The organism is Streptomyces sp. BL1 (genome assembly GCF_057628045.1).
This window is the reverse complement of sequence record NZ_JBXYWZ010000002.1, coordinates 6,991,512-7,018,158: the sequence shown is the minus strand read 5'-3', so window position 1 is coordinate 7,018,158 and position 26,647 is coordinate 6,991,512. Positions and strand designations below refer to the sequence as shown.

Genomic DNA, 26,647 nt, shown 5'->3' with positions numbered 1-26,647 from the left:
CGGCGCGTCCCCGGCTCGGGCGGCTCCGCCGGCGAGTCCCCGACGTACCCCGCCGCCCCCCACTTGCCGTTCCGTACCCGCCGCTCACGAAGACGTCCGGCGGGCCCGGCCGGCGTCCGCCCGGCGGCCGTTGAGTGCCGCACCCACCCCGCTTCCCCTTCCCCTAGGAGGACGAAGATGTCCCCTGAGCTGGTCTCCATCGGGGCACTGCTCGTCATGTTCGTCGTCGGCACCGTGCTGCCGATCAACATCGGCATCCTCGCGTTCGTCGCCTCGTTCGCGGTCGGCACCGCGTCGCTCGGCCTCACCGAGGAAGAGATCTTCAAGGGCTTCCCGGTGGATCTCTTCATCACGATCGTCGGCGTCACGTACCTGTTCGCCATAGCCCGCCGCAACGGCACTGTGGACCTTCTCGTCTCCGCCGGGGTCCGGTTGGTGCGCGGCCGCATCTCGCTGATCCCCTGGGTGCTGTTCCTGCTGGCCGGGATCCTCACGGCCCTGGGCACCTTCACGCCGGCGGCGGTCGCCATCCTGGTGCCCATCGCGATGAACTTCGCCTTCCGCTACGGCATCAACCCGCTGATGACCGGCATGCTGGTGATCAGCGGCGCGCACGCGGGGGCGTTCTCACCGCTCGCCGTCTCCGGTGCGCTGGTGCTGGGCATGGTCAAGGACACCGATCTCGTCGTCGCCCCGGCAACGCTGTTCTTCGCCAGCTTTGCGGTCAACCTGCTGCTCTCGCTGGTCACTTTCGCCGCGCTGCGCAACCGGACCCTGCCTGCCGACACCGAGGAGGACGCCGAACCGGAGGCGGAGACCACGACACGGCTGACCTGGCATCAGGGGCTCACCCTGGTCGCACTCGCGGCGCTCGTCGTGGGTGCCCTCGGCTTCCAGCTGGAGATCGGCGTACTCGCCCTCGCGGCGGGCGCGGTCCTCGCCCTGCTCGACACCAAACGCCACGAGAAGGCGGTCGACGGCATCAGCTGGCACACGCTGCTGCTGGTCGCCGGCATGATGACGTACATCGCGATGCTGGAGCACGCCGGGATCATCGACAAGATCTCCGAACACGCGGCCGGGGTCGGCACCCCGCTGGTGGTCGCCCTCCTGCTGTGCTTCACCGTGGCGGTCACCTCCGCCTTCGCGTCCTCCACGGCGATCCTCACCGCGATCATCCCCATCGCCGTACCGCTGCTGTTCTCCAGCCACTTGAGTGCCGCCGGCATGATCGCCGCGCTCGCGGTCTCCACCACGATCGTCGACGTCTCCCCGTTCTCCACCAACGGCGCCCTGGTCCTCAGCAACGCGCGCGGCGTCGACCGCAGGCGCTTCTACCGCCAGATCATCGGCTACACCGCCGGCATCGTCGGCGCGGGCCCCCTCCTCGCCTGGGGAGCCCTGGTCGTCCCCTGGTCCTGACGGGCCGTCAGGGGGCGGGGCCTATACGGGAGGGGCGACGCGGCCGGCGTCGCCCCTCCCGTCGCGAACCACACAGGCGCACGGTCACTCGTCGCCCCATGTCCCGCCGCGCCGCTCGCCCTCGGCCTGCTCCACGTCGAGTGCCCGACGACAACGGCGCTCGTCTCGCTTCTTCCACCAATGGAGCCACCATGCGAGGCCCCACTGGGCGGCGAACATGACCGCCAACTCGACGGGGCCGACAGCCGGATCCCTCCAGTCCATGAGAAACGCGAGACCGATGTAAGCCGCCACAACCGTCAACGCGACACGCACTCCCCGGCTCACCGGACGCCGGATCACAGCCCGCCTTCCTCACCGTCGCGCCGCTCTCGTCTCCAGTCGCGGCACATCCGACGGAACCCATGCGCGTAGCTGCCCGCATCCGCCGCATGTGCGTCGACGTCCATGTACCTGCTCAGATACCGGACGATGCGTTCGCCCAGGTAGTACCCGACAGCCCCGCCGGCCACGAGCCCGCCCCCTCCGACGGCCAGCGGATCCAGCCCGAGATGCGCGTACGAGCCGACCACCCCGCCCAAGCCCGCACCGATACCTATGGCCGCAAACATCACCACATCGGACAGGCTGCGGTGGTGCGGCGGTATGAACGGCGGAGGAATCACAAACCGCCCCGGGCAATCACGACGGCAGCGAACACACACAAGCCGACCCCGTACACACCCCACCGCGTATTCCGCCGCGCCCCGGACTCGTAGTCACCCTCGGCCACTTCCGCCGACACGAAGCGCCGCACGACGCCATGCCAGACAACCCATTCGGCCCCCGCCAGGACGACCGCGAAGGCGAGACAGAAGAAGAACGACGACCAGCTTTCGTGACGGTGGTAGGCGGCGATTCCGGGCATGGGCTGACGCTCCATCACGCTTTGTCCGCCCGCGCGCGGCGTATTCGCTGGACGGAGAGGACCACGGCCGCGCCGGAGAACGCGGCATGCCAGAGCGCGGCCCTCAACGGCTCGCCCGTGGCGATGTCCCCGACCAACACGGGCACTGTGATGACGGCCAGGCCGCCCGGCACCAGCCACGCCTTCCAGCCCCGTGAACGCACGGAGGCGTCATGACGCGCCTCGGCCTCCGCCATACGCATCTCCACTTCCTGCGCCGACGGATCGCGCCGCACGATCGTCACCGCAGAGAGAAGGCACAGTACGAGCAGCGCCGACCCGAAAAAGATGTCGTCCGTGGCCTTCGCCTGAATCCCCCTGGCGAGAAGCAGCGCGGACAGAACCGTCACCACGGCAACGGTGATATAGATCTTTCTCTTTTGCTTCACGACTCGACGTTCCTTTTCGCTTCCGGTGGCAGGCCGGCCGTGCGGAGCTCCCGCTGAATACGCCGGATCTCCCGGCCATTACCGACGACAAGCATGGGAACGCAGACGACCCACAGCGCGAACAGCCACACATCGCCGTTGTCCGCAGCGGCCATCAACGCCCCGGTCCCACCGAGCACGCAGCCGACTGTTGACGCCCACAGCGCGCGGACTCTCCGGCGAGGGTTCGCGGGCGGCGGGTTCCACCAGACGTGCCGCCACCAGGCCCGCAGACCGGCCCGTATCCCCGGTGGGCGGCGGTGTCGTCTGCCCATGTCGTCCGTCTCCGATCGGTCCCGTTTGATTGGCCCGGGGACGCTAGGGGACCTGTCGGCACGGCGGAAAACTGATCAAGGTTCCTGTTGCACGGCTCACGCCCGTGGCCACACACAGGCGTACGGGCAGCCTGCCGTGCACGTCTGACACGCTTGGCCGGCGCGGCCTGGAGCATGGGCATCACCGACAGCCCGCAACCTCGGGGAAATCCAAGCGACTTGGCGGGCGACGCACTTCGCGACGGCTGAGTGTGCGCCCACCAGGTGAGCGTCTCGTCGAGGCAGCTCATGGTCGCGTAGCGGAGCGGCGAAGCGTCAGCCCTGGGCCGTGGGGCGGACGACGATGTCGCCGACGTCGACGTTCGACGGCTGCTCGATCGCGAAGGCGATGGCGCGGGCGATGTCGTCGGGGCCGAGGGCGAAGTCGACCGTCGGGGTCTGCGACTTGACGGTGGGGCTGGTGACCGAGTCGGCGAACTCCGTCCCGACGTAGCCGGGCGAGACCATGGTGACCCGCAGGTCGGGCCCGGCTTCCTGGCGCAGTCCCTCCGAGAGGGTGCGGACCGCGTTCTTCGTCGCCGCGTAGACAGCCTGGTTCGGCACGATGCGCAGCCCGGCGGTAGAGATGACGTTGACGAACTGCCCCTTGCGCTGCTCGCGGAAGACGGGGAGTGCTGCGGCGATCCCGTACAGCACGCCGCGGAAGTTGACGTCGATCATCTGGTCCCAGTCCTCGACGCGTAGCTCGTCGAACGGGGAGATGGGGCCGATCCCGGCGTTGTTCACGAGGACGTCGAGCGCGCCGTAGCGCTCGCGGGCGCACGCCACCAGGTCCGCGAGGTCGCCGCGGCGACGCACGTCCGTCGTCGTCCAGGCAGCTGTGCCGCCCTTGGCCTCGATGCGGGCGGCGAGCGCTTCCAGCCGGTCGCTACGACGCCCTCCGAGGACGAGCTTCGCACCGCGCGATGCCAGCAGTAGCGCGCTCGCCTCGCCGATCCCGCTGCCCGCGCCCGTGATGGCCACCACTTTGCCGTCTATCCCTGTCACGCGCGGCCTCCAGCACTAGAAGTAAGAGGGCTATCACTTTTAAAGTAAGAGGTCTCTTACTTCTCGTCAAGGCAGGTGGATGGAGTGGCCGAGGCCGCAGTGGGGGCGGGCATGGAGCGTCCCGCCCGGGGACAGCTCCGCTCGGCGCTGATCGCCGAGAGTTTCGCGCTGCTCTCCGAGAAGGGGATGGCCGGCTTCTCCGTCGCCGAACTCGCCCGCAGACTCAAGGTGAGCACCGCCGCCCCGTACCGCCACTTCCGCAACCGGGAGGCGCTGCTCGCTGTCGTCGCGGCACAGGCCGCCGACGAGCTCACCCACGCCATGGAGACCGCCGCACAGGCGGCCGGCCCCGACCCGGTCGACCGGCTCGCGGCCACCGCAGGGGCATACGTGCGGCACGTGTCCGACCGCGGCGCCGGTCTTGACGTGATCTTCGCCCGGGAGCTGAGGCCGCTGCGCGACGCCGAACTGGCCCGGGCCGGCCGCGACTTGATGACGCTGCTGCTCGACCTCGCACGGGAGGCGGGCCACACCGATCCTGCCCGGGCGCTACTCCTGCTCGAACAGCTCTTCTCCCTGGCCCACGGCTACATCACCCTGGACGCGGAGGACTTCCTGACCCGCTCCCGCCTTTCACCCGAGGATGTCGCCACCCGCGCCACGCACGCGGCCACGGCGCTGCTGCGCGGCAACGCGACGTGAGCACCGGCCGGAAGCGACTCCGCCGTTCGATGGCGGGCAGGGCCGTCAGCCACGTGCGGGGGGGTAGCCCAGTGCCGATGCAGAGCCAGGCGAGGAGAAGCGAGGCGGGGCGACACGGTCCGGCGTCGCCCCTTCGGGTCGGACTACCGTTCTGCGGCGGGGCGTTGTGCGTCGGCCGGCCGGTTCGGCTCCTGTGGGAGGTTGCCGGTCTGCGACGGGGCGAGGTCCGTCTCCAGGGCGGAGGCCTTCATCGGTTCGCGGACGCGGAGGGTGGCGAAGAAGGTCAGCGCGAGGCAGCCCGTCACGTACCAGAAGAACAGCGTCTCGTTGCCGCTCTGCTTCAGGGCGAGGGCGAGGGGCTCGGTGAGGCCGCCGAAGAGCGCGGTGACCAGCGCGTGCGGGAGTCCGACTCCCAGCGCGCGCACCTTCGTCGGGAACATCTCGGCCTTGATGATGGGCGCGAGGGCCGAGTAGCCCGTCACGAAGAACAATCCGAGGGTCATCAGGGCGAACGCGATCCACGGGTTGCCGTTGCCGCCGAGGAAGGTGAGGAGCGGCACGGTCAGCAGCATCAGGCCGATCGAGAAGACGAACATGACCGGGCGGCGGCCGACACGATCGGACAGGGCGCCCACCAGCGGGTGCAGGAGCATGTAGAGGAACAGCGCGGCGAAACCGATGACCGAGACTGTGGACTTGGGGATGCCCGCGGTGTTGACCAGGTACTTCTGCAAGTACGTGGTGTACGTGTAGAAGGTGACGGTGCCGCCGATGGCGAGACCGAACACGGCGATCAGCTCGCGCGGGTACTCGGTGCACAGTGCCAGCAGGCCCCTCCGCTTCCGCGAAATGCCGCCCTGCTCGGCCGACTTGGCCCTCTCCTGCTCGAAGTGTTCCGACTCCGTCATCGAGCGCCGCAGGTATGTGACCACGAGGCCGGCCACGGCGCCGATGACGAACGGAACGCGCCAGCCCCAGCCCTCCATCTGCTGTTCCGTCAGCAACTGCTGGAGCACGATCATCACGACGAGGGCACACAGCTGGCCGAGCACGATGGACACGTACTGGAAGCTGGAGTAGAAGCCGCGCCGGCCCGGCGGGGCGATCTCGGCGAGATACGAGGCGCTGGAGCCGAACTCGCCGCCCACGGACAGCCCTTGGACGAGCCGGGCGAGGACCAGGATCGTGGGCGCCAGCAGGCCTATGGAGCCGTACCCGGGAGCGACAGCGATGGCCAGCGAACCGGCGCTCATCATGGTGACGGACAGGGTGAGCGCGGCCCGGCGGCCGAAGCGGTCGGCGTACAGGCCCAGCAGCCAGCCGCCGAGCGGTCTCATGAGGAAGCCGACGGCGAAGACCGCCGCCGTGGACAGGAGTTGAGCTGTCTGGTCGCCCTGGGGGAAGAAGACGGTCGCAAAGTAGATGCTGAACGTGGCGTAGGCGAACCAGTCGTACCACTCGATCAGGTTTCCCAGGCAGCCGCGGACGACGTTGGACACGACGGCGGGTTTGGCGGGGGCGGGTGTGGGGTGCTGCGACATGGAAAGCTCCGTTGCTCTGGTCGCTGGGGCTGCGCGCGCCGTCCCGGAGCGCGGGCAGGGCGAAGCCGCTCTCCTTCCGGTACGCCGGCTTCGGAGGTGCGGGCCAGGAGGCGCTCATCCGGTCACGGGGCGGCATCCGGGCTCGGGCGGCCCTCATCATGTGGCCTGGGGGCGGCGGCTGAACAATAGAAAGCCGTGATGGCCGAATGCGTGGACGGCATCACGCGTTTCCGCTGCGGTGAACAGCCTCGCGGGGGCGTGAGCCGGGCGGTGGTGGGGCGGCCGGGCGAGACGACGTCGACATCGCCGCGGCCTGACGGGGCGTCGTACGGTGCGGCCCGCCCGGGTGTTCAGCTCGGTGGGGCCGCGCCGCCGCGGTCACCGGGCGCCGGCCGGGAGGGTCACGTTGACCTTTGCCGCGCCGTTCGCCTGGGTGCGGGCGGCGGTCAGGGCCTGGGCTGTGTCCTCCAGCGGGTATGCCGTACCGAGGCAGTGGTCCACGGCGATCTCGCCGCGGCGGATGAGGTCGAGGGCCTCGCGGAAGGAGGCCAGGCCGGGTTCGGACTGGGTTCCGCTGAGCCACTCCATGGTCAGCCGCTTGCGGAAGGCCTGAAGGACCGGGAAGGGGGCCGGGTCCTGCCGTTCCGGATAGCCGAAGAAGCCGATGGTGCCCTGGTCGCGTACAGCTTCGACGGCGGCGGCCCGGCACACGTCGTAGCCGGCGGCCTCGATCACCAGGTCGGCGCCCGCGCCGGCCGTGGCCTCCGACACCGCGTCCACGACGGACTCCTGAGGGCTGCGGACGGTACGTGTGGCGCCGAGCTCGGACGCGTGCCGCAGCCGGCCGGGGTCGAGGTCGGACACGACGACCGTCTCGTAGCCGCGGCGCAGCAGTTGCTGGAGGAAGAACAGCCCTGCCGAGCCGGCGCCGATGATCGCCGCGGTGGCGCCGTCGCGGGCCTCCGGATGCCGGAGGAACTTCTTCAGGGCGTAGACGGTCGTGCCCAACTGCTGTGCCGGGAGCAGCCGTTGAAGGCTCTCGCCGGGGGCCAGCGGGATCACGTAGTCCCCGCTGACGACCTGGAATTCGGCGAAGCAGCCGCCCAGCCGGCCCGGAGGGACCGTCAGCACGCCGGTTCCTTCAGGCAGTCCGGGTACGCGGCTGTCGACGATCACGCCTACGCCCTCGTGTCCGGGATAGCCGGGTGTGCCGAGCCGTTCGGGGCGGTGGAATCCGTCGAAGACGATGTGGACGTCCGACCCGCAGACCGAGGCGTGGTGCATCTCCACCAGGACCTCCCCTGCGGCCGGGGACGGTACGGGGAACTCCCCCACGTCGATCGCGCCCGCGGTGGGCATGAACGCGGCACGCATGTCGCTGGCGGAGCCGGACATCGGCATCACTCCCGGAGTGTCTTGTGGGGCCTCTGCGTGAGGCTGCGGTCAAGTGTCGAGGCCGCCGCGCTTGACGAGTTGGCTTGCGATGACGTTGCGCTGGATCTCGTTGGTGCCCTCGCCGACGATCATCAGGGGGGCGTCGCGGAAGTAGCGTTCCACGTCGTACTCGGTGGAGTAGCCGTAACCGCCGTGGATGCGCACCGCGTTCATGGCGATCTCCATGGCGGTCTCGGACGCGAAGAGCTTGGCCATGCCCGCCTCCATGTCCACGCGGCGTCCGGCGTCGGCCTCGCGCGCTGCGTGCAGGGTGAGCTGGCGGGCCGCGGTGAGTGAAGTGGCCGAGTCGGCAAGGTAGTTGCCGATGGACTGGTGCTTCCAGATGGGCTTGCCGAAGGACTCGCGTTCCTGCGCGTACGCGAGGGAGTCCTCCAGTGCGGCCCGGCCGACGCCGAGGGCGCGGGCGGCGACCTGGAGGCGGCCGGTCTCCAGGCCCTTCATCATCTGCGCGAAGCCCTTGCCCTCGGTGCCGCCGAGGACGGCGCCGGCGGGTGCACGGTAGTCGTCGAAGGCGAGTTCGCAGCTCTCGACGCCCTTGTAGCCGAGTTTGGGCAGGTCGCGGGAGACGGTCAGGCCGGGGCCGTGCTCGACGAGGAGGATGGAGATGCCGCGGTGGGCGGGCTCGGCGTCCGGATCGGTCTTGCACAGCAGGGCGATCAGCTGCGAGCGGCGGGAGTTGGTGATCCACGTCTTCGAGCCGTTGACCACATAGCCGTCGCTCTCGGGCCGGGCGGTGGTGCGCAGGGCCTGGAGGTCGGAGCCGCCGCCCGGTTCGGTCAGGGCCATGGTCGCGCGGATCTCGCCGGTGGCCATCTTCGGCAGATAGTGCCGCTTCTGTTCCTCGGTGCCGAAGTGCAGCAGCAGCTTGGCGACCACGGTGTGCCCGCCCATGGCGCCGGCCAGGCTCATCCAGCCGCGGGCGAGTTCCTCGGTGATGAGGACGTAGCAGGGGGTGGAGACGGGGGTGCCGCCGTACTCCTCGGGGACGGCCAGGCCGAAGATGCCGAGCTGCTTCATCTGCTCGATGAGCGCCTCGGGGTAGGTGTTGGCGTGCTCCAGTTCCCGCACGACGGGCTTGACGTCCTTGTCGATGAAGTCGTGCACCGTGCTGACGATGAACTGTTCGTCCTCGGACAGGATGTCGAGGGTGCTCATGCTGTGCGGCTCCTTGCGGGTGGGGGCGGCGTCCCAGGTGGCGGGCGTGCTCGGATGACGGGGCTGGTTCAGATGACGTGTCCGGCGCGCAGGGCTTCGATCTCCTCGGCGGCGTGGCCGAGTTCGGCCAGCACCGCCTCGGTGTGCTCGCCGGCGGCGGGTACGGGGTCCATGCGCGGCGGCGTGCCGGCCAGGTCCGCCGGCGGCCGGAGTGCGGGTACGGCGAAGCCGCCCGGGATGTGTACGTCCTGCCAGCGGTTCCGGCCGCTGAGCACGGGGTGGGCCAGGAACTCCTCGACATCGTTGACCCCGGCGTTGGCGATGCCCGCCCGGTCGAGGAGTTTCATGGCCTCCTCGCTGTCCGAGGCGCGGAACCGCTCGGCGACGAGCGCGTTCAACTCCTCGCGGTGCGCCACCCGGTCGGCGCCTGTGGCGAACCGCGGGTCGGCGGTGAGGCCGGGGTCGCCGAGGAACTGCTCGCACAGCGCGGCCCATTCGCGTTCGTTCTGGATGGAGAAGAGGACGTCCTTGCCGTCGGACGCGGTGTAGGCGCCGTACGGGGCGATCGTGGCGTGCTGGGTGCCGATGCGCGGAGGCTGAATGCCGCTGTGGCGGGTGTAGTTGGCGGGCTGGCTCATCCATTCGGCGAGCGCCTCGAACAGGGAGACCTCCACGGCGCGGGCCCGGCCGGTCGTCGCCCGGGTGAACAGGGCGGTGAGGATGCCCGAGTAGGCGTACATGCCGGCGGCGATGTCGGCGACGGACACGCCGGCGCGCGCCGAACCGTGTTCGTTGCCGGTCAGCGAGACCAGGCCGGTCTGGCACTGGACGAGCAGGTCGTACGCCTTGCGGTGGGCCCACGGGCCGGTGGAGCCGAAGCCGGTCACGGCGCAGGCGATCAGTGACGGATGCCGCCGCGCGAGCGCGTCCGCGCCGAGGCCCAGCCGGTCCGCCGCTCCCGGTGCCAGGTTCTGTACGAACACGTCGGCCTCGCCGAGGAGTTGCTCCAGGATGTCCCGGCCGCGTTCCGATTTGAGGTCGAGTGTCACCGACTCCTTGGACCGGTTGAGCCACACGAAATAGCTGGACTCGCCGTGCACCGTCGTGTCGTACCGGCGGGCGAAGTCCCCGCCTCCCGGGCGCTCGACCTTGATGACCCTGGCTCCGAGGTCGGCGAGCTGGCGGGTGGCGAAGGGGGCCGCGACGGCCTGTTCGACACTCACCACGGTGATGCCGGCGAGCGGCAGTTCCTCGGTGTGTCCGTCTCCCGTGCGCTCGTCTCCGGCGTGCTGGTCATCGGTGTGCTCGGGGGTGTGTTCGGCAGTGTGCTCGGTCATGCGGACCTCCAGGAGCAGGCGTGTCCCACGGCGAAGTACCATCATGAACACTCATTGATATGCGCGGGAAATAGCAATCACTGATGGCACCATGCGTGGTGCGGATGGAGTCGGGACTGTGGACGTCAAACAGCTCAAGGCGCTCGTCACGGTGGCCGAGGTGGGCAGTGTGACGCGGGCCGCCGAGCTGCTGCACCTCGTACAGCCCGCCGTCACCCGGCAGATCCGCACCCTGGAACAGGAGCTCGGCGCCCCGCTCTTCGAGCGCACCCGGCAGGGCATGCGGCCCACCGATGCCGGCGCGATCGTCGTCGACCGGGCCCGGCGCGCCCTCGGCGAGCTGGAGCGGGCCCGCGCCGAAGTGCAGCCCACCCCCGGCGTGGTGTCCGGCATCGTCACCGTCGGCCTGCTGGAGAGCGCGACGGACCTCCTCGCCGAGCCGCTGGTTTCGGCCGTCACACGCGACCACCCGGGCATCGAACTCCGGCTGATGACCGCCTACTCGGGCTATCTGCAGCAGTGGCTCGACGACGGCGACCTCGACCTGACTCTGCTCTACAACTTGAACAGCACACCCTCGCTCAATGCCCGCCCGCTGGCCCGCGAGCACTTGTGGGCCGTCGCGCCCGCCGACGCCGGGCTGCGGCCCGAGCAGCCGGTGCCGTTCGCCGAGGCGGCGGCGCACCCGCTGGTGATGCCGGCGGCAGGGCACGCGCTGCGTACGCTCATCGACGCGGCAGCGGTGCGAGCCGAGGAGGAGATGGACGTCGTCGTCCAGACCAACTCCATGCGCGTACAGAAACAGCTCGTGGAAGCCGGACACGGCTGGACCATCCTGCCCGGCCTGGGCATCGCCGACGACGTCACCCGCGGAACGCTCAGCGCCGCGCCGCTGTGCGAGCCGGACGTGTGGCGCTCGATCGTGCTCGGTACCGCGCGGGCCGGCCGTACGCCGCCCGCCGTCGAGGTCGTCGCCCGTGAGCTCGTACGGCAGGTCGACTCGGCGGTGGCCGACGGCAGATGGCCCTCGGCGCAGACACAGAGCCCGGAACCCTGGAAAGCGGAGGAAGCCCCATGAGGGAGAGGGCCCGCTGACGGAGAGGGACCGATGACGGAGAGGGAGCGATGGCCGAGAGGCAGCGCGACCCCGGCATGCCGCCGCACGCGCGGCGCGGCCACCTCGTCGCGAGCAACGGGCACGACGCGTGGGACGCCCTCCCCCAAATCGGCGCGCCCACCCTGGTGTTGCACGGCGACCAGGACCGGCTCACCCCGCCCGACAACGCGCCACTGCTCGCCGGACGCATCCCGGGCGCACGGGCCCACCTCTTCCCGGACGCCCGGCACGCGTATTTCCACGAGTGCCGGGAGGAAGCGGGCGCGCTCGTACGGGGCTTCCTCGCGGAAGAGCAGTGAATCCGCCGCCCACTTGCGCCGTCCCGCCGCCGGGCGGCATGACGTCGCCGGGCGGCATGACGGCGGCGCATGAGGCCATCACGGATCGCTCTTGTTCAACGTCATCCATCAGCAGCCATGATGAACAGGACAGTGCGCCGCAGACTGTGAGGACGGAGAGACGATGACGCACGGAACGGCATCCCTCAGCTCGTACGTGGAGTCGTGGGCTCCCGGCCCGGTCAGGGACGAGGATCCGCTGTCGCCCGGCCCGGCCGCGGCGCTGTCCGCGGTCCTGGACCAGCCCGGTACGGTCGCGAAAGCCGGCGATCCGCTCCCGCCGCTGTGGCAGTGGCTCCACTTCCTCACCTGGCCGGCGCAGCGGGAACTCGGCGCCGACGGACACCCGTTGAACGGCCACTTCCTGCCTCCGCTCCCCCACCGGCAGCGCATGTGGGCCGGCGGCCGCTGCGAGATCACCGAACCCCTCGTCCTCGGTACGCCCACCGAGCGCGTCAGCAGCCTGAGTTCGGTGACGGCCAAGCAGGGCCGCAGCGGCGAGATGCTGTTCGTCACCGAACGCCGCGAGTTCCGGCAGCACGGCCGCACCTGCCTCGTCGAGGAACAGGACATCGTCTACCGGTCGGGGCTCAACTCCGGGCAGCAGCCCGCCCTCACCCTCGACGAGGACACCTCCCCCGCCGCCGACGCGCCCTGGCAGCTTCCGCTGCGGCCCGGCCCGCCACTGCTGTTCCGGTTCAGCGCGCTCACCGCGAACGCGCACCGCATCCACTACGACGCCCCGTACGCGCAGGCCCAGGAGGGCTACCCCGGTCTCGTCGTCCACGGCCCCCTGCTGGCGCTGCTCATGCTGGAACTCCCCCGCCGCAACTCCCCCGAACGGCAAGTGCGTTCACTCTCCTACCGGCTGCGGAAGCCCGTGTTCGCCGGGGAGCGGCTGGTGGCCTGCGGTACGCCCTCCGGGGGCGGCCCGGCATCCGGAGGCGGTGCGCCCGTCGGGAACGGTGCGCCCTCCGTGGACGATCCGGCCTCCGGGAACGGTGCGCCCTCCAGGAACGGGCGGACTGCCGAACTGCGCGTCGCCACGCACCGGGACGACCGGCACGCCACCGCGGAGGTGACCTTCGCGTGAGCGATGAACATATGGGTGCCCTCCGCGACCGTGTCGCCGCCGCCCGGAGCCTGCTGTTCGTACCCGGGCACCGGCCTGACCGCTTCGGCAAGGCGGCCTCCTCCGGCGCGGATCTGGCCATCATCGACCTCGAGGACGCCGTCGCCCCCGAGGACAAGGGCCGGGCACGCGACCACGCCGCCGCCTGGCTGGCCGACGGCAACCAGGCGGTCGTACGGATCAACGCGCCCGGAACCCCTTGGTTCGAGGCCGACTTGAGGGCAGCGGCCGACCACGGCGCTCCGGTGATGGTGCCCAAGGCCGAGGATCCGGTCGTCCTCGCGGACCTCGCCTCCCGTACGGCGGGACGCTGCGCCCTCCTCGCGCTGATCGAGACGGCCCTCGGGGTGGAGCGGGCCCACGAGGTGTGTGCCACGCCCGGCGTGGTCCGGGCCGCCTTCGGCAATGTCGATCTCGCCGGGCAGCTCGGCGTCGCCCACGACGACCATCTGGCGCTGGCCACGGCCCGCTCCCGGGTGGTCCTCGCCTCCGCCGCGGCGGGCATCGCCCCGCCGGTCGACGGCGTCACCACCGCCGTACGGGACGACACCGCGCTCGCCACCGACATCGCGCACGCCCGCCGCCTGGGCTTCGGCGGCAAGCTGTGCATCCACCCAACCCAACTCCCGCCCGTCACCGAGGGGTTCGCGCCCTCGACGGAAGAGCTGGAGTGGGCCCGTACCGTTCTCGACGCCGGCGACGCGGTCACCACCGTCGACGGCCAGATGGTCGACAAACCGCTACTGGCCCGAGCCCGCCACCTCCTGGCGAGGGCCGACGGGGCGGCGTGAAAGCGGGGCGACGGCCCGGGAGTTCTAGTCCTCGATCACCAACCCCTTCGCGGTCAGGAGGGGTTCGAGACCGCAGATCTCGGTGACGGTCTTGCCCGCCCGGTATGCGGCGATGAAGTCCGCCTCGGTGTCGACCCGTTCCCGGGACGCGGCTGCCACCTCGGCGGCGTCCTCGCGGCGTACGACGACAGCGCCGTCGGCGTCCGCGCGCATGACGTCGCCCGGCCGGACGAGTACGCCTCCGACGGTGACGGGCTCGCACAGGGGACCGACGGTCTCCTTGACCGTGCCCTTGATGCAGACACTGTGCGAGAAGACGGGGAAGCCCAGCGCGCGCAGTTCCTCGGTGTCGCGGACGCCGGTGTCGGTGATCAGGCCGCCGAGCCCTTTGGACTGGCAGGCGTTGGCGAGGACGTCGCCGAAGGAGCCCGCCTCCTCGTAGGCGCCGGCGGAGACGACGATGACGTCCCCGGGCCTGGCGTGGGCGATGGCGGTCTGCAGCATCAGGTTGTCCCGCGGTGCGCACTGGACCGTGAAGGCGGGCCCGCACAGGGACATCCGGTGGTCGACCGGCTTGATGGTCGAGTCGAGGGCGCCGAGCCGGCCCTGTGCCTCGTGGACGGTCGCCGAGGAAAAGGCGCGCAGCCGCTCGACGAGGGCGGCGTCCGGCCGTTCGAACTTCGTACTGACGCGGATCATGAGGGACCTCTCGGGTGGAGGAGCGGGGTCAGGGTGCCGGTGTCAGCGCTGCGCAGGCCGTCGCGATGCGCGCGCAGGCCTCGGTGAGGATGTCGGCCGACGTGGCGAAGGAGACGCGGAAGTAGCCGGGTGCGCCGTACGCGGCTCCGTGGATCACCGCGACCTGCCGGCTGTCGAGCAGGTGCCGGGCGAAGTCCTCGTCGTCCGCGATCCGGTGCCCCTCCGGGGTGAACTGCCCGATGAGGTCCCGGCAGTTGACCAGGAGGTAGAAGCCTCCGCCGGGGGCCGTGCAGCTCAGTCCGGGGACCTCGTTGAGGAGCTTCACCGTGGCGTCGCGGCGTTCGCGGTAGACGCGCACGGTCTCCGCGACGAAGTCCTGCGGTCCCGTGAGTGCGGCGGTGGCCGCCGCCTGGCTGACGGAGGAGGGGCAGGAGGAGATCTGGGACTGGAGCGTGTTGACCGCTGTCACCAGGTCCGCCGGGCCAGCCCCGTAGCCGAGGCGCCAGCCGGTCATGGCGTACGTCTTGGACACGCCGTTGGTGAGGAACACCCGGTCGGCCAGGCGCGGTTCCACCGCGGCCAGAGAGCGGTTGTTCTCGGGGCGGAACCAGATCTCATCGTAGATCTCGTCGGTGAGGACCCGCACGTGCGGATGCTCCAGCAACACCTGGGCGAGTGCGCTCAGTTCGTCCTCGGTGTAGGCGGCCCCCGTCGGGTTGCCCGGCGTGTTGAGGACGACCCAGCGCGTACGGGCGGTGAGCGCGTCCCGCAGGCGCTGCGGGGTCAGCTTGAAGCCGTCCGCCTCGGGGCAGTCGACGAGGACGGGGGTGCCGTCGTTGGCGCGGACCATGTCGGGATAGGACACCCAGTACGGGGCGGGGACGACGACCTCGTCGCCCTCGTTCAGGGTGGCCATCAGGGCGAGGAAGATGACCTGTTTGGCGCCGCCGCCGACTGTGATCTGCGCGTCGGAGACGTCGAGTCCGTGACGCTCCTTGAGCTTCCCGGCGATCGCCGCGCGCAGCCGCGGGGTGCCGTTCACGGGGGTGTATTTGGTCTCCCCCGTCTCGATGGCCTCGATGGCGGCGTCCTTGACGTGGCCGGGGGTGTCGAAGTCCGGTTCGCCGACGGTCAGATCGAGGATGGTGTGGCCCTCGGCCTTGAGTTCGCGCACGCGCTGCGCCGCGGCCGTGCTGGGCGAGGGCTTGATGCGGCGTACGCGGTCGGCCGTCGTGGTGTCGGTCATCGTGTTCAGCCCTCGCGGCGTTCGAAGTTGAGGCCGCCGGGGACCTGGAAGGTGGGCAGGATCTCGACGTGGCCGATGTTGACGTGCCGGGGCGAGTCGAGGGCGAACTCGATGGAGTCGGCGATGTCCTCGGGCTTCAGCGACTCGTAGCCGTCGTAGAACTGCCGCTGGGCCTCCTCCATGTCGCCGAGGAGCCGGCCGAAGATCTCCGTCTCCACGCGGCCGGGGCAGATCTCCGTGACACGGACCCGGCGGCCGTAGCCGTCGACCCGCAGCTGCCGGGAGAGGGTGTGCACCGCGGCCTTGGTGGCGTGGTAGATCGTGTTGCCGCCGAAGTTGTACACGCCGGCGATGGAGCTGATGTTGACGATGTGGCCCAGGTCCCGCTCGACCATGCCGGGCATGACCAGGCGGACGAGGTGCAGCACGGCCTGGATGTTCACGGCGACCTGCTCGTCGACGGCGAACTCGTCCGCGGTGAGGATGTTCCCCGTGCGTGAGACGCCGGCGTTGTTGACGAGGATGTCGACGTCCAGGCCCGCCAGTTCGGCCGTGAGCGCGTCGGTGTCGGTGATGTCGACGACGTGCGGGATGCAGCCGGTGGTGCGGGCGAGCTCTTCGAGCCGTTCGGCGTTGCGGGCCACGGCGTGCACTTGGAGGCCGCTCTTCGCCAGGCGTTCGACGACGACGGCTCCGATGCCGGTCGAGGCTCCGGTGACGAGCGCCGTCCTGTAGTCGGAAATGGGCATGCTGGAGTGCTCCTTGGTGCGGTCGCGGATGCGGTGCGGGGTTTGCGGGGTTCTCGCGGGTGAGGGCCGGAATCAGGCGTCGCGCAGCGGCTGATGGGCGCGGTCCTTCACGCGGGACACGGCGATGAGCGTGCCGAGAGCGGTGAGGGCGGCGTAGAAGGCCGGCATGTTCACGTTGCCGGTCTTGGCGATGAGGAAGGTCATCAGCATTGGTGCGGCGCCGCCGAAGAGCGCGGAGGAGATGTTGTAGCCCAGGCCGTAGGCGGAGTAGCGCACTCGGGTGGGGAAGAGTTCGACGAGCAGGATGTGCAGGACGCCGGTGTGCCCGGCGAACACGACGGCCATCACGCAGGCTCCGATGACGGCGAGGGCCACGTCGCCGGTGCCGATCAGCAGGTAGCAGGGGATACCGAGGACGGTCATGGCGATCGCGGATCCGGCGATGACCTTCTTCCGGCCGATGCGGTCGGACAGCCGGCCCATGTACGGGATGGCCACACAGATCGCCACCAGGCTGGAGGCGGTGACCAGGAGGCTGTCGACCATGCTGAAGTGCAGTTCACCGCTCATGAAGGTCGGCATGTAGGTGAACAGGACGTAGTAGCCGGAGCCGTTCATCAGGGGGATGAAGAGGGCCAGCAGCATGGCGCGGCGGTGCTCGGCGGAGGTGAAGGCTTCCTTGAGGGGGTTGCGGGACAGCCCGCCCTCTTCTTTCAGCCGGTTGAAGTTGGGGGTGTCGCTGATGGTCTTGCGGATGTAGAGGCCGGCGATGCCGAGGGGGACGGCGAGCAGGAACGGTATGCGCCAGCCCCAGGACTCCATGCGTTCCGCGCCGAGTCCGCTGTTGAGCCCTGCGGCGATCAGCGTGCCGGTGAGCAGGGAGAGGAACGAGGCGATCTGGGCGTAGCTGGTGTAGAGGCCGCGTTTGCCCTCGGGGGCGTGCTCGGCGAGGAAGCTCATGGCGCCGGAGGCCTCGCCGCCGACGGAGAAGCCCTGGGCGATGCGCAGCAGGATCAGCAGTGCCGGGGCGGCGATGCCGATGCTCGCGTACGACGGCAGGATGCCGATGGCGCCGGTGGCGACGCTGATCAGCAGGATGACGAAGACCAGCATCCGTTGGCGTCCGACGCGGTCCCCGAGGTGGCCGCAGATGATGCCGCCGAGGGGGCGGAAGAAGAAGGACACGGCGTAGCCGAGGAAGACCAGTTGGACGGCATCGCCGGAGTCGGGGAAGAAGACGACGGCGAGCGTTCCGGCCATGAAGCCGAAGATGCCGTTGTCGTAGAGCTCGGCGAAGATGCCGACGCACCCGGCGAGGGTGATCTTTCGTGCTGCTCTCGGTGTGACGGTGTTGGGTACCGGGTCTGCGGCCACGGTGGTCATGACGACTCCTGTCGTGCGGCAGGCGTGGGATGAGGGGCGCTGGACTCCGTGCGGGCGGAGAGGGGCGGTCGGGTGGGGTCAGCTGCCGGCGGGCAGGGGGATGCGCAGCGCGTCGAAGGCTGCACGGACACGGATCTTCAGTGCGTCGACGGCGTGCCGCTGTGCGCGGTGTGCGGCGACCGCATGGTCGAGGGGCCGGTGCCGGAAGCGGAGGCTCTGCCCGGGGCGGACCTGGCCGAGGGCGGAGAGTCCGGTGGCGGTCACGACGGCGAGTACGGGGTAGCCGGCCGTCACGCCGCGGCCGCGGTGCAGCACCAACAGCTCGTCGCCCGCGGGTACTTCGACGGCACCGATGGGTACGCCGCGGGAGAGGATCTCGTCCTGGGTGAGGCGACGGGGTACGTGTCCCTGCAGCCGGAGCCCGACATGGTTGCTCTGCGGGCTGACGGTGAAGGGCGCGTCGAACAGTCGGGCTGCGGTGTCGCCGAATTCGGCCCGGTCGGGTCCTTCGGTGACGTCGATGGCCGGGGTGTCGGCGAAGGTGGGCACGGGTGCGTGCAGCCGGAACAGCGGGATCCTCGAGAAGGGGTGGTCGAGGGGCGGGCAGGCGGCGTGCAGGGCGAGTTCGTCTCCGTTCCGCAGGGCGGGGCCGAAGCCCAGGATGGTGTCGGGCGCGCAGCTCCCCTGGAGGTATTCGGCCGCGAAGGAGCCGAGCACACCCAGGTAGACGCGCAGCCCCTGGCGGATGCCGGTGATGCGGACGGTCTCCCCTGCCCGTACGGGCACGGGCTCCCACTGCGGTCGGGACACGCCGTCGACGGTCAGGTCGGCAGGGGCTCCGGCCACGGCGATGAGGGTGTCGCCGGAGGCGCGGCAGGCGAAGTCGAAGGCGGTGATCTCCAGCAGCGGGGCGCGTTCGCCGTTGCCGCACAGGACGTTGGCGACGCGTGCGGAGTGCTGGTCGGCGGCGCCGTTGGCGGGCAGGCCGTAGCGGGAGCTGCCGACGCGGCCGAGGTCCTGCACGGTGGTGAGGCCGGCCGTCAGAATCGTCAGGGTGTCAGCCACGGCAGTCCGCCAGGGTCATGTCGGCGTGCGCTTCCCACTGTTCGGCTCCGATCGGGACGAACCGGAACGTGTCACCGGGCCGGTAGCAGGCGATGGGGTCGCTGTGCAGGTCGAGTATGCGTACGGGCGTGTGTCCGAGGAGTGGCCAGCCGCCGGGCGAGGGCATCGGGCAGATCACCGCCTGGCGTCCCGCGACGGCGATGGCGCCCGGTTCCACGCGGGTGCGCGGCGATGCCAGGCGCGGTACCGGCTTCGGGAAGGCGGGCCCGTCCATCATCGGTGCGCCCGCCGGTGCGCCCATGCAGCGGACGGTGAGGTCGGCTCCGGTGTGGAGGCCGATCACTTCGGCCTCGGTCAGGTCCAGTTGGCCGGCGACTTCGGGCAGGTCGGGCCCGTACGTGCCGCCGTAGACGACGGGGACGACGAAGTGCTGTGCCGGTGTGGCCCGTACGGGGTCCTGCCCGATGCGCGCGGCTTCCTGCGACAGGACACGCCGGAGGGTGTCGTGGTCGGTGCCGGTGCAGTCGAACTCGACGAGCAGGGCGTCGTAGGTCGCCACAAAGCCCTGGACACCGGGGAGTTGCCGTTCGTGCAGTACGTCGGAGAGGGCGTGGACGAGCCGCCAGTTCGTGTCGGCGTCCGTATCCGTGGCCCGGGCGACCAGTGCGGAGTCCCCGCAGTCGGTGAGGGTGAGGGTGAGGGTGCCGTCCATGTCAGGCACCCTTGCCGCTCAGCACCTTGTCGAGGGAGGTGATCTGCACACCTGCGTCGAGGAGTTGCTCCCGGATGCGACCGGCCAGCTCGATCGCTCCTGGGGTGTCGCCGTGCAGCAGGACGGTGTCGCAGGCGACGTCGATGTCCTTGCCGCTCGCGCTGCGGATCACGCCGTCGGTGACCATCCGCAGGGTCCGGCGGGCGATCTCGTCCGGATCGTGGAGCACTGCTCCGGGTTCGGAGCGGGGGACGAGGGTGCCGTCGTCGCGGTAGGCGCGGTCGGCGATGCCGACGATGCCCACGCGCAGGCCGCGGGCGCGGGCGGCGTCGGCGAGTTCACCGTCCTGCGCGAGGACCACCAGCGACTCGTCCAGCGCCGCGACGGCGTCCACGACGGCGCGGGCGTAGTCGGCGCGTACGGCGACCAGGTTGCCGAGGCGTCCGTGCGGGGCGACGTGCCGCACCCGGGTGCCGTGCGCGACGGCGAACGCCTGGAGGGCCCCGACCTGGTAGAGAACGTCGGTACGCACCTCCTCCGGCGTGAGGTCCATCGTGCGGCGCCCGAAGCCGACCAGGTCCGGGAAGCCGGGGTGCGCGCCGACCGCCACTCCGTTGCGCACGCACTCCCGGACGGTGGCGTCCATGATGCGCGGATCGCCCGCGTGGAATCCGCAGGCGACGTTGGCCGAAGTCAGCATCTCCAGAAGGGCTTTGTCGTCGCCCATCGTGTAGGCGCCGAATCCCTCGCCGAGATCGGCGACGAGGTCAACCATGTGCGTCATGACGTCCTCCGGGAGAAGAGCGGAAGCAGGAAAAGGTGGCACGTCGTCGTGCGGCCGGAAACCGGCTCACTGTCCGTCGGCGAACTGCCATACGCCGAAAGGACATTTCCCCGGAAGGGCGCCGAGTCACCATTGCTGCGGGGAATTCCGGGTGCCGATGTGCCAGTCAACTTAATGCGCCGTTCGCAGGACCGCCAATACGCGTTCGCTGTGGCGTTATCGCGAACGACGATGACCTGGCTCACATCTGGGCCCGGGACCGGCTCTGTGCACCCCCGCCACGTCTCCCTACGATGAGGCTCCGCGCCGAGGGAAGGCTCCGCATGGACACCAGACGTCTGTACGCGTTCATCAAGATCATCGATGCGGGGAGCATCACGCGCGCGGCAGACATCCTGCACATCGCACAGCCCGCCCTCAGTCAGCAACTGTCCTCGTTGGAGACCCAGTTCGGGCAGCAGTTGCTGATCCGCAGCAAGCGCGGGGTGGCCCCGACCGAGGCGGGCCGTGCGCTGTACCGCAACGCGCAGCTGATCCTGCGGCAGGTGGACCTCGCGCACGCCGCCGTCGAGGTGTCGGGCAGGGCGCCGGCCGGCAGCGTCTCGGTGGGCCTCGCCCCTTACAGCCTGGGCGCAGCGCTCGCATTGCCGCTGCTCAAGAGCGTACGTGAACGCTGTCCGGACATTCTGCTGCACATCAACGAGAACTTCGGCGGCGTGATCAGCGAGGCCATCATGACCGGGCGGATGGACATGGCCTTCATCTACGGCGCGGGGCCGCTGCGGGGTGTCCAGTTCGACCCCGTCCGCACGGAGGACCTGTTCCTGATCGGCGCGCCGGGCGGAGCGGCGCCGCCCGGCGAGGGCGAGGTGAGCCTGGAGGAGCTCAAGACCGTGCCGCTGCTGCTGCCCAGCCGCATCCATACCATCCGGCAGGTGGTGGACGCCGCCTTCCAGCAGGCGTCGCTCAAGCCGAACGTGGTGGGCGAGGTCGAATCAGCGCTCACGCTCGTCAACGCCGTGGACGCCGACCTCGGTGCGACGGTGCTGCCCTGGTCCGCCGCGCACGCGACCCTCGACGTCCATGCCCTGTCGGTGCGCCGCATCGTGGATCCGGTGATTCCGGTGAAACTCTCCCTGGTGACATCGGACAATCAGCCCCTCTCGGAACCCGCTCAGGCCGTGCACGACATATTCCTCGAACTCGTCACCACCTTCGACGAGTCGGCAGCCGGCAATAAGATTTCGCAATAGCGTCAGAAGAATCCTCTCTTTGTTTCCGGTACGGAGCCACGGCTAGCGTTCCGCACATCCGCCGCCCGGTCGGCACCGCACAGTTCGGCACCGACACCGCACAGTTCGGCACTGGAGACATCGATGAAAACGCGCGTTCTCAGCACTCGTGACCATCTGCCGGGGCAGGGCACGGACCGCCTGTCCGAGGCTGCCGAGGTGGTGTCCTGGTCCGGTTCGGACAAGCCCGCCGCCGGTGAACTCGCCGCGCTCGCGCCCGGCGTACACGGCATCCTGGCGCTGGGCAACGACCCGGTGGACGGCGCGCTGATGGACGCCGCAGGCCCGTCGCTCCAGGTCATCGCGCTGGCGAGCATGGGCTTCGACAACGTGGACCGGGGCGCGGCTGCCGCGCGCGGCATCGTGGTGACCCACACTCCGGGCGTCCTGGCGGAGACCACCGCCGACCTCACGTTCGCTCTGATCCTCGCCGCCCGCCGCCGGCTGGGTGCCGCCACCGCTGCCCTCACGGAGGGGTCGTGGGACGTGTTCCGGATGCACGACCACCTCGGCCTGGACATCCACGGCGCCACCCTCGGCCTGATCGGCTACGGCCAGATCGGCCGCGCGGTGGCCCGCCGTGCCCAGGGGTTCGGCATGCGCGTCCTCCACCACGACCCGTACGCGGCGGAGGACGAACTGTCGTCCGCGGTCGAACTGGCCACGCTGCTGGCGGAGTCCGACATCGTCTCGCTGCACGTACCGCTCACCGAGGACACCCGGCATCTCATCTCGGCCGGCGAGCTGGCCGCCATGAAGCCGACCGCCACCCTCGTCAGCACCTCGCGCGGCGGCGTCGTCGACGAGGAGGCCCTGCTGCACGCCGTACGGGAGGGACGTCTGCACTCCGCCGGGCTCGACGTCTACGAACGCGAACCGATGGGCACCCAACTCTCGCCCCTGGCCGCGGAACCCCACGTGATCACGCTGCCCCACGTCGGTTCTGCCACCGAGGCAACCCGCGCCGCCATGGTCGACCTGGCCGTCGACAACATCCTCGACGTCCTCGCCCGGCGCCCCGCCCGTACACCGCTCCCCCATTCCCCGGCCGTGCCCGGCACACCGGCCGCCACCGCGGAGGCTCCCGCATGAGTCACCCCCTGTTCGACATCAGCGGCGAGACGGCCCTGGTCACCGGCTCCAGCCGAGGCATCGGCAAGGCCCTGGCCCAAGGGCTGCTGGAGGCCGGCTGCACGGTCGTGCTCAACGGCCGGGACGCCGAGACCCTGGAAAAGGCCCGCGCGGAGTTCGCCGGCTCCTTCGGGGACCGTGTCCGCACGGCCGCCTTCGACGTCACCGACTCCTCCGCGGTCGCCGCCGGTGTCGCCCGCATCGAGGAGGAGACCGGACCGATCGGCATCCTCGTGAACAACACCGGGGTCCAACACCGCGCTCCCCTCCTGGAGTTCACCGACGAGGACTGGCACCGGCTGCTCGACACCAACCTCACCAGCGCCTTCTTCGTGGGGCGCGAGGTCGCGCGGCGGATGGCGCCCCGGGGGCGCGGCAAGATCGTCAACATCTGCTCGCTGCAGAGCGAAGCCGTCCGGCCCGGCATCGCCCCCTACTCCGCCACCAAGGGCGGACTGAAGATGCTGACCAAGGGCATGTGCGCCGATCTGGGCCCCTCGGGCATCCAGGTCAACGGCATCGGCCCCGGCTACTTCGACACCGAGCTCACCTCCGCCCTCGTCGACGACGAGGAGTTCAGCGCCTGGGTGCGCCGACGGACACCGGCGGGACGCTGGGGCGACGTCGGCGACCTCGTGGGCACACTCATCTATCTGGCCTCCCCCGCCTCCGACTTCGTCAGCGGACAGGTTCTCTACGTCGACGGCGGCATGCTCTCCGTCCTGTGACGGACGCCGTATACGGAAGCCGCGCACGGAAACCGCGTACGGAAGGAAATCCCCACCATGCGAGCCTGCGTCGTCCACCGGGCAGGAGACCTCCGGGTCGAGCACCGCACCCCCGCCGCACCGGAGCCGGGCCAGGCGGCCGTCACCGTCGCCTTCGGCGGCATCTGCGGCTCCGACCTGCACTACTACCAGCACGGCCGAGTCGGCGACTTCACCGTCCGGGAGCCGATGGTGCTCGGGCACGAAATCGTCGGCCATGTCTCGTCCCTCGGTAGCGACAACGACGGGCCGACCCCCGGCACCCCGGTGGCCGTACACCCCGCCACACCCTGCGACCACTGCCCGCACTGCGCGGAGGGCCGGCGCAACATCTGTTCCGACACCCGCTACCTGGGCAGCGCTGCCCGCACCCCGCACGTCCAGGGCGGCTTCGCCCAGAGTGTGACCGTACCGGCGGAGCAACTGCGCGTTCTTCCGGCAGACTTGAGCCTGCGGCGGGCCGTGCTGGCCGAACCCCTCGCGGTGGCCGTACACGCCGTGCACCGGGCCGGCGAGGTGCACGGCAAACGCGCCCTGGTCACCGGAGCCGGACCGATCGGCTGCCTGGTCGCGGCGGTGCTGCGGCACAGGGGCGCCGCCGAAGTCGTGGTCAGCGACCTCCTCGACATGCCCCTCCGCATCGCCGCCGCCTCCGGAGCCACCGGCACGGTACGCGCCGACGACCCCGAAAGCCCGGCCTGGGGCGGCCCGTTCGACATCGCGGTCGAGGCTTCCGGAGCCCCCGCCGGCCTGCGCAGCTGCGTGGAACGGGCGCGCCGCGGAGGCACCGTCGTCCTCCTGGGCCTGCTGCCGCCCGGCGAAGTCCCCCTGCTGGGCAACGTCGCCGTCACCCGGGAACTGGAACTGCGCGGCGCCTTCCGCTTCGACACCGAGTTCGACGAGGCGCTCGCTCTGCTCGGCGAGGGCCTGCCCGTCGACGCGATCGTCACGCACTCCTTCCCCCTCGCGGACGCCCGGGCGGCCTTCGACATCGCCCACGACCGGACAGTGGCCTCCAAGGTCCTGCTGGACCTGAGCTGATGGCGGGCGCGAGACGCATCACCGGGCCGCAACGTACCGGGGAACGAACTCCTCCTCGATGAACCGTTCGATGGAGGTGGGAGTGGAGGTGCGGACCGTACGCGGCTGCTCCGTCCGCATGTGGCGGGAGTTCACGGCTTCGCCGACTTCGGCCATCATGTCCGCGACGCCGGCGGACACGCCGCTGCCACGGAGTTCCGCGTGGAATTCGGCGAGGCTGGTCCACTCATAGGTGAAGTCGTCCGCACTCACGGCTTTCGCGATCACGCCCACGGCTTCCCGCATGCTCACGTCGCGTTCCCCCTGGAGCTCCAGGACCTCCGTACCGTGCCAGGTGCCGGCGGCGAGTTCCTCCCCCGCCCGTGCCCCGACGTCGGAAGTGGCGACGAAGGGCAGGGGAACGTCGGGATCGAAGGGGGCGCTGACGCGGTGGTGGGCCCTGGCCGCGTCGATGTGGTCCAGCAAGTTCTCCATGAAGTAGCCGGCCCGCAAGAACAGCGTGTCGACACCGGGGACAGCCGAGAGGCGCCGCTCGAAACGGTGGAGCCCTCTGACCGGTCCGGTGCCTTCGGGGTGTCCGGCGCCCCAGCTGCTGAGGCCGACGACGCGGGTCACGCCGGACTCGGCGACCGCCGTGGCCAGGGAGTCCGCCACCTGGTCCTGGAAGCCGCCGAAGTCGGGGTGATCGGCGATGTAGTTGGGCTGGAGCACCGCGTAGACGCCCTCCGCGCCCCGGAAGGCATCCGTCAGCGCGGCCGGGTCGAGGGGGTCGGCTTCCCACACCTCGGCGCCCCGCGCGGCAAGGTCGGCGAGCCGCCGGGCCGACCGGCCGACGACTCGGACGCGGTGTCCGGCCGCGAGCAGGTGTACGGCAGCGGCACGTCCGGTACGGCCATTGGCGCCGGTGATGACGAACATCGATGTATCTCTTTTCCTCGGCGTTCTGTACTGGCTCCGGAAAGCCGGCCGCGGTCGCACGGCGTCCTGCTGCCTTTCCCGGCACGGGCAGGGCAGGCGAGGCCGTGGCTCGGCTGGGATCCGGACCTTTCGGTGAGCGTTCGGCACGCTAGCCAGCCGACGAACGGGGCGGGTAGGAGCGCTGCACCCACCCCCGAGGGTGAGCCCGGCGCCGGTGAACGCCTGGTCCGTACGCTGGCGGTATGAAGGTTTCCGGGCGACACGGCAGAGACGAGCCGCTGGCGGCGTTCCTGCGTGCCAGACGGAGTCGGGTGCGGCCCGAACAGCACCGGCTGGCCGCGGGGCCACAGCGCCAGGTGCCCGGACTGCGGCGGGACGAAGTGGCATTCCTGGCCGGCATCAGCACCGACTACTACGTACGCCTCGAACAGGGAAGGGAACGCCGACCGTCCCGCGCAGTGCTGGAGGGCCTGTGCGAGGCGTTGCTGCTGGACGCCGTATCGGCACGCCACCTGTGTGAACTCTCCGATACCTCCGATACGGGGGCTGCCGTGGACGGCGGCACACCCCGCATGGACCCGGATCGTCTGCGTTCCGTCCGCCGGCTGCTCGACTCCATGACAGTCCCCGCTCTGCTGGTCGACCGATGTCTCGACATCGTGGACAGCAATCCCCTCGGCGATTCCCTCCACGAAGGGCTGGAACCCCGGGACAATTACGCCCGCCTGGTCTTCCTCGCCCCCGGCGCACAGGATTTCTTCACTGAGTGGCCCGAACTCGCCCGCTGCATGGTGGCGGCCCTCCGATCGCAGGCCGGCTCACGTACGGAGCCGGCCCGCCTCACACAGCTCGTGAAGGAACTGTCCGCGCACAGCGACGTCTTCAGAACCGCCTGGGACGAGCACCATCTCTACGAGAAAGCGATCGACAGGAAACTCCTCCGACATCCGAGGGCCGGCACGCTCGCACTCGACCAGCACGTCCTGGACCTGCCGGGAAGCGAGGGCCACAGGATCTGGGCCTTCCACCCGGCGAACGACGCGACCTCGACCGCGCTGCACCGCCTGGCAGCACCCCCGGAAAGCGACCACCCGAACCCGAGGGACACCAACAGACCGCTGCACGCCCCGGGTTGAGCCGCCTCCGGCGCTCATACCCCGCGGCGTGCTGCCCT

Annotated in this window: 28 protein-coding genes and 1 pseudogene; 11 read left to right on the top strand and 18 right to left on the bottom strand. The window is 70.3% G+C overall.

Translation table 11 applies throughout. The features are described from left to right. Positions 1 to 177: 177 nt before the first annotated feature. On the top strand, positions 178 to 1,422 hold the full coding sequence (locus AC3AGO_RS30770) for an SLC13 family permease (protein WP_487823539.1): 1,245 nt from the start codon (positions 178 to 180) through the stop codon (positions 1,420 to 1,422). Positions 1,423 to 1,506: 84 nt separating this feature from the next. Here the strand turns inward: AC3AGO_RS30770 and AC3AGO_RS30765 are convergent, their stop codons facing one another. The 6 genes from AC3AGO_RS30765 to AC3AGO_RS30740 form a co-directional block, all read right to left on the bottom strand. After that, positions 1,507 to 1,764 carry a hypothetical protein gene (locus AC3AGO_RS30765; protein ID WP_487823538.1) on the bottom strand — a complete coding sequence of 86 codons (258 nt, stop codon included), beginning with the start codon at positions 1,762 to 1,764 and terminating at the stop codon, positions 1,507 to 1,509. Next, positions 1,761 to 2,033 carry a hypothetical protein gene (locus AC3AGO_RS30760; RefSeq protein WP_487823537.1) on the bottom strand — a complete coding sequence of 91 codons (273 nt, stop codon included), beginning with the start codon at positions 2,031 to 2,033 and terminating at the stop codon, positions 1,761 to 1,763. The genes AC3AGO_RS30765 and AC3AGO_RS30760 overlap by 4 nt, the downstream gene beginning before the upstream one ends. A 50-nt stretch (positions 2,034 to 2,083) precedes the next feature. Then, positions 2,084 to 2,329 carry a hypothetical protein gene (locus AC3AGO_RS30755; RefSeq protein ID WP_487823536.1) on the bottom strand — a complete coding sequence of 82 codons (246 nt, stop codon included), beginning with the start codon at positions 2,327 to 2,329 and terminating at the stop codon, positions 2,084 to 2,086. Positions 2,330 to 2,343: 14 nt separating this feature from the next. Continuing rightward, positions 2,344 to 2,757 carry a hypothetical protein gene (locus tag AC3AGO_RS30750; RefSeq protein ID WP_487823535.1) on the bottom strand — a complete coding sequence of 138 codons (414 nt, stop codon included), beginning with the start codon at positions 2,755 to 2,757 and terminating at the stop codon, positions 2,344 to 2,346. Further along, positions 2,754 to 2,936 carry a hypothetical protein gene (locus AC3AGO_RS30745; RefSeq protein WP_487823534.1) on the bottom strand — a complete coding sequence of 61 codons (183 nt, stop codon included), beginning with the start codon at positions 2,934 to 2,936 and terminating at the stop codon, positions 2,754 to 2,756. The genes AC3AGO_RS30750 and AC3AGO_RS30745 overlap by 4 nt, the downstream gene beginning before the upstream one ends. A gap of 450 nt (positions 2,937 to 3,386) precedes the next feature. Next, a complete protein-coding gene (locus AC3AGO_RS30740; protein WP_487823533.1) occupies positions 3,387 to 4,118 on the bottom strand; it encodes an SDR family oxidoreductase in 732 nt (243 codons plus the stop codon). Between the two features lie 84 nt (positions 4,119 to 4,202). Here AC3AGO_RS30740 and AC3AGO_RS30735 point away from each other — a divergent pair, with 84 nt between their 5' ends. After that, positions 4,203 to 4,820 (top strand): TetR/AcrR family transcriptional regulator, encoded by a 618-nt coding sequence (locus AC3AGO_RS30735; protein WP_487823532.1) that lies wholly within the window; start codon positions 4,203 to 4,205, stop codon positions 4,818 to 4,820. A 143-nt stretch (positions 4,821 to 4,963) separates the two neighbouring features. On the opposite strand, the gene AC3AGO_RS30730 is transcribed toward AC3AGO_RS30735, so the two are convergent. The 4 genes from AC3AGO_RS30730 to AC3AGO_RS30715 all read right to left on the bottom strand — a co-directional run bounded on the left by AC3AGO_RS30730 (position 4,964) and on the right by AC3AGO_RS30715 (position 10,308). Beyond that, entirely contained in the window at positions 4,964 to 6,361 is a 1,398-nt protein-coding gene (locus AC3AGO_RS30730) for an MFS transporter (protein WP_487823531.1), read from the bottom strand. Between the two features lie 378 nt (positions 6,362 to 6,739). Further along, on the bottom strand, positions 6,740 to 7,756 hold the full coding sequence (locus tag AC3AGO_RS30725) for a zinc-binding dehydrogenase (RefSeq protein WP_487823530.1): 1,017 nt from the start codon (positions 7,754 to 7,756) through the stop codon (positions 6,740 to 6,742). A gap of 48 nt (positions 7,757 to 7,804) precedes the next feature. Next, positions 7,805 to 8,971, bottom strand: a complete 1,167-nt coding sequence (locus tag AC3AGO_RS30720; protein WP_487823529.1) for an acyl-CoA dehydrogenase family protein — start codon at positions 8,969 to 8,971, stop codon at positions 7,805 to 7,807. 68 nt (positions 8,972 to 9,039) lie between these two features. Then, complete coding sequence (locus AC3AGO_RS30715) at positions 9,040 to 10,308, bottom strand: CaiB/BaiF CoA transferase family protein (protein ID WP_487823528.1); 1,269 nt, start codon at positions 10,306 to 10,308, stop codon at positions 9,040 to 9,042. Positions 10,309 to 10,426: 118 nt separating this feature from the next. On the opposite strand from AC3AGO_RS30715, the gene AC3AGO_RS30710 reads away from it, so the two are divergent. The 4 genes and pseudogenes from AC3AGO_RS30710 (at position 10,427) to AC3AGO_RS30695 (ending at position 13,686) form a co-directional block, all read left to right on the top strand. Further along, positions 10,427 to 11,386 (top strand): LysR family transcriptional regulator, encoded by a 960-nt coding sequence (locus AC3AGO_RS30710; protein ID WP_487823527.1) that lies wholly within the window; start codon positions 10,427 to 10,429, stop codon positions 11,384 to 11,386. A 65-nt stretch (positions 11,387 to 11,451) separates the two neighbouring features. Next, positions 11,452 to 11,724: pseudogene (locus AC3AGO_RS30705) on the top strand (alpha/beta fold hydrolase); the annotation flags it as partial. Between the two features lie 163 nt (positions 11,725 to 11,887). Beyond that, a complete protein-coding gene (locus AC3AGO_RS30700) occupies positions 11,888 to 12,856 on the top strand; it encodes an HTD2 family dehydratase (protein ID WP_487823526.1) in 969 nt (322 codons plus the stop codon). After that, positions 12,853 to 13,686: an HpcH/HpaI aldolase/citrate lyase family protein gene (locus tag AC3AGO_RS30695; RefSeq protein ID WP_487823525.1), complete on the top strand. Its 834-nt coding sequence runs from the start codon at positions 12,853 to 12,855 to the stop codon at positions 13,684 to 13,686. Before AC3AGO_RS30700 ends, AC3AGO_RS30695 begins: the two co-directional genes overlap by 4 nt. Before the next feature lie 24 nt (positions 13,687 to 13,710). Here the strand turns inward: AC3AGO_RS30695 and AC3AGO_RS30690 are convergent, their stop codons facing one another. From AC3AGO_RS30690 to AC3AGO_RS30660, 7 genes are all read right to left on the bottom strand, one after another. Then, on the bottom strand, positions 13,711 to 14,385 hold the full coding sequence (locus AC3AGO_RS30690) for a 4-carboxy-4-hydroxy-2-oxoadipate aldolase/oxaloacetate decarboxylase (protein ID WP_487823524.1): 675 nt from the start codon (positions 14,383 to 14,385) through the stop codon (positions 13,711 to 13,713). Positions 14,386 to 14,413: 28 nt separating this feature from the next. Then, positions 14,414 to 15,631, bottom strand: a complete 1,218-nt coding sequence (locus AC3AGO_RS30685; protein ID WP_487823523.1) for an aspartate transaminase — start codon at positions 15,629 to 15,631, stop codon at positions 14,414 to 14,416. Between the two features lie 5 nt (positions 15,632 to 15,636). Beyond that, the gene (locus AC3AGO_RS30680; RefSeq protein ID WP_487823522.1) at positions 15,637 to 16,380 is read right to left on the bottom strand and encodes an SDR family oxidoreductase; all 744 of its coding nucleotides are present in this window, start codon (positions 16,378 to 16,380) and stop codon (positions 15,637 to 15,639) included. 72 nt (positions 16,381 to 16,452) lie between these two features. Next, positions 16,453 to 17,763: an MFS transporter gene (locus AC3AGO_RS30675; RefSeq protein ID WP_487823521.1), complete on the bottom strand. Its 1,311-nt coding sequence runs from the start codon at positions 17,761 to 17,763 to the stop codon at positions 16,453 to 16,455. A 78-nt stretch (positions 17,764 to 17,841) separates the two neighbouring features. Then, the gene (locus AC3AGO_RS30670; RefSeq protein WP_487823520.1) at positions 17,842 to 18,828 is read right to left on the bottom strand and encodes a 5-oxoprolinase subunit C family protein; all 987 of its coding nucleotides are present in this window, start codon (positions 18,826 to 18,828) and stop codon (positions 17,842 to 17,844) included. Continuing rightward, on the bottom strand, positions 18,821 to 19,540 hold the full coding sequence (locus tag AC3AGO_RS30665; RefSeq protein ID WP_487823519.1) for a 5-oxoprolinase subunit B family protein: 720 nt from the start codon (positions 19,538 to 19,540) through the stop codon (positions 18,821 to 18,823). The genes AC3AGO_RS30670 and AC3AGO_RS30665 overlap by 8 nt, the downstream gene beginning before the upstream one ends. A gap of 1 nt (position 19,541) precedes the next feature. Continuing rightward, on the bottom strand, positions 19,542 to 20,324 hold the full coding sequence (locus tag AC3AGO_RS30660; protein WP_487823518.1) for a LamB/YcsF family protein: 783 nt from the start codon (positions 20,322 to 20,324) through the stop codon (positions 19,542 to 19,544). 323 nt (positions 20,325 to 20,647) lie between these two features. On the opposite strand from AC3AGO_RS30660, the gene nac reads away from it, so the two are divergent. The 4 genes from nac (at position 20,648) to AC3AGO_RS30640 (ending at position 24,555) form a co-directional block, all read left to right on the top strand. Beyond that, complete coding sequence (gene nac, locus AC3AGO_RS30655) at positions 20,648 to 21,577, top strand: nitrogen assimilation transcriptional regulator NAC (protein ID WP_487823517.1); 930 nt, start codon at positions 20,648 to 20,650, stop codon at positions 21,575 to 21,577. Between the two features lie 123 nt (positions 21,578 to 21,700). Continuing rightward, entirely contained in the window at positions 21,701 to 22,708 is a 1,008-nt protein-coding gene (locus tag AC3AGO_RS30650) for a 2-hydroxyacid dehydrogenase (RefSeq protein ID WP_487823516.1), read from the top strand. Continuing rightward, entirely contained in the window at positions 22,705 to 23,475 is a 771-nt protein-coding gene (locus tag AC3AGO_RS30645; protein ID WP_487823515.1) for an SDR family oxidoreductase, read from the top strand. The genes AC3AGO_RS30650 and AC3AGO_RS30645 overlap by 4 nt, the downstream gene beginning before the upstream one ends. A 57-nt stretch (positions 23,476 to 23,532) precedes the next feature. Next, positions 23,533 to 24,555, top strand: a complete 1,023-nt coding sequence (locus tag AC3AGO_RS30640; protein WP_487823514.1) for an L-idonate 5-dehydrogenase — start codon at positions 23,533 to 23,535, stop codon at positions 24,553 to 24,555. An 18-nt stretch (positions 24,556 to 24,573) separates the two neighbouring features. Here AC3AGO_RS30640 and AC3AGO_RS30635 read toward each other — a convergent pair whose 3' ends face one another. Continuing rightward, entirely contained in the window at positions 24,574 to 25,473 is a 900-nt protein-coding gene (locus AC3AGO_RS30635) for an NAD(P)H-binding protein (protein WP_487823513.1), read from the bottom strand. A 242-nt stretch (positions 25,474 to 25,715) separates the two neighbouring features. Between AC3AGO_RS30635 and AC3AGO_RS30630 the strand changes: the two genes are divergently transcribed. Continuing rightward, positions 25,716 to 26,609, top strand: a complete 894-nt coding sequence (locus AC3AGO_RS30630) for a helix-turn-helix transcriptional regulator (protein ID WP_487823512.1) — start codon at positions 25,716 to 25,718, stop codon at positions 26,607 to 26,609. The last annotated feature ends 38 nt before the right edge of the window (positions 26,610 to 26,647 follow it).

Excerpts from the sequence above, each read along its gene's own strand:
- AC3AGO_RS30770 (WP_487823539.1), top strand. The coding sequence starts at position 178 with ATGTCCCCTGAGCTGGTCTCCATCGGGGCACTGCTCGTCATGTTCGTC.
- AC3AGO_RS30760 (WP_487823537.1), bottom strand. The coding sequence starts at position 2,033 with ATGTTTGCGGCCATAGGTATCGGTGCGGGCTTGGGCGGGGTGGTCGGC.
- AC3AGO_RS30755 (WP_487823536.1), bottom strand. The coding sequence starts at position 2,329 with ATGCCCGGAATCGCCGCCTACCACCGTCACGAAAGCTGGTCGTCGTTC.
- AC3AGO_RS30730 (WP_487823531.1), bottom strand. The coding sequence starts at position 6,361 with ATGTCGCAGCACCCCACACCCGCCCCCGCCAAACCCGCCGTCGTGTCC.
- AC3AGO_RS30725 (WP_487823530.1), bottom strand. The coding sequence starts at position 7,756 with ATGTCCGGCTCCGCCAGCGACATGCGTGCCGCGTTCATGCCCACCGCG.
- AC3AGO_RS30720 (WP_487823529.1), bottom strand. The coding sequence starts at position 8,971 with ATGAGCACCCTCGACATCCTGTCCGAGGACGAACAGTTCATCGTCAGC.
- AC3AGO_RS30715 (WP_487823528.1), bottom strand. The coding sequence starts at position 10,308 with ATGACCGAGCACACTGCCGAACACACCCCCGAGCACACCGATGACCAG.
- AC3AGO_RS30700 (WP_487823526.1), top strand. The coding sequence starts at position 11,888 with ATGACGCACGGAACGGCATCCCTCAGCTCGTACGTGGAGTCGTGGGCT.
- AC3AGO_RS30690 (WP_487823524.1), bottom strand. The coding sequence starts at position 14,385 with ATGATCCGCGTCAGTACGAAGTTCGAACGGCCGGACGCCGCCCTCGTC.
- AC3AGO_RS30685 (WP_487823523.1), bottom strand. The coding sequence starts at position 15,631 with ATGACCGACACCACGACGGCCGACCGCGTACGCCGCATCAAGCCCTCG.
- AC3AGO_RS30680 (WP_487823522.1), bottom strand. The coding sequence starts at position 16,380 with ATGCCCATTTCCGACTACAGGACGGCGCTCGTCACCGGAGCCTCGACC.
- AC3AGO_RS30675 (WP_487823521.1), bottom strand. The coding sequence starts at position 17,763 with ATGACCACCGTGGCCGCAGACCCGGTACCCAACACCGTCACACCGAGA.
- AC3AGO_RS30665 (WP_487823519.1), bottom strand. The coding sequence starts at position 19,540 with ATGGACGGCACCCTCACCCTCACCCTCACCGACTGCGGGGACTCCGCA.
- AC3AGO_RS30660 (WP_487823518.1), bottom strand. The coding sequence starts at position 20,324 with ATGACGCACATGGTTGACCTCGTCGCCGATCTCGGCGAGGGATTCGGC.
- nac (WP_487823517.1), top strand. The coding sequence starts at position 20,648 with ATGGACACCAGACGTCTGTACGCGTTCATCAAGATCATCGATGCGGGG.
- AC3AGO_RS30650 (WP_487823516.1), top strand. The coding sequence starts at position 21,701 with ATGAAAACGCGCGTTCTCAGCACTCGTGACCATCTGCCGGGGCAGGGC.
- AC3AGO_RS30645 (WP_487823515.1), top strand. The coding sequence starts at position 22,705 with ATGAGTCACCCCCTGTTCGACATCAGCGGCGAGACGGCCCTGGTCACC.
- AC3AGO_RS30640 (WP_487823514.1), top strand. The coding sequence starts at position 23,533 with ATGCGAGCCTGCGTCGTCCACCGGGCAGGAGACCTCCGGGTCGAGCAC.
- AC3AGO_RS30635 (WP_487823513.1), bottom strand. The coding sequence starts at position 25,473 with ATGTTCGTCATCACCGGCGCCAATGGCCGTACCGGACGTGCCGCTGCC.
- AC3AGO_RS30630 (WP_487823512.1), top strand. The coding sequence starts at position 25,716 with ATGAAGGTTTCCGGGCGACACGGCAGAGACGAGCCGCTGGCGGCGTTC.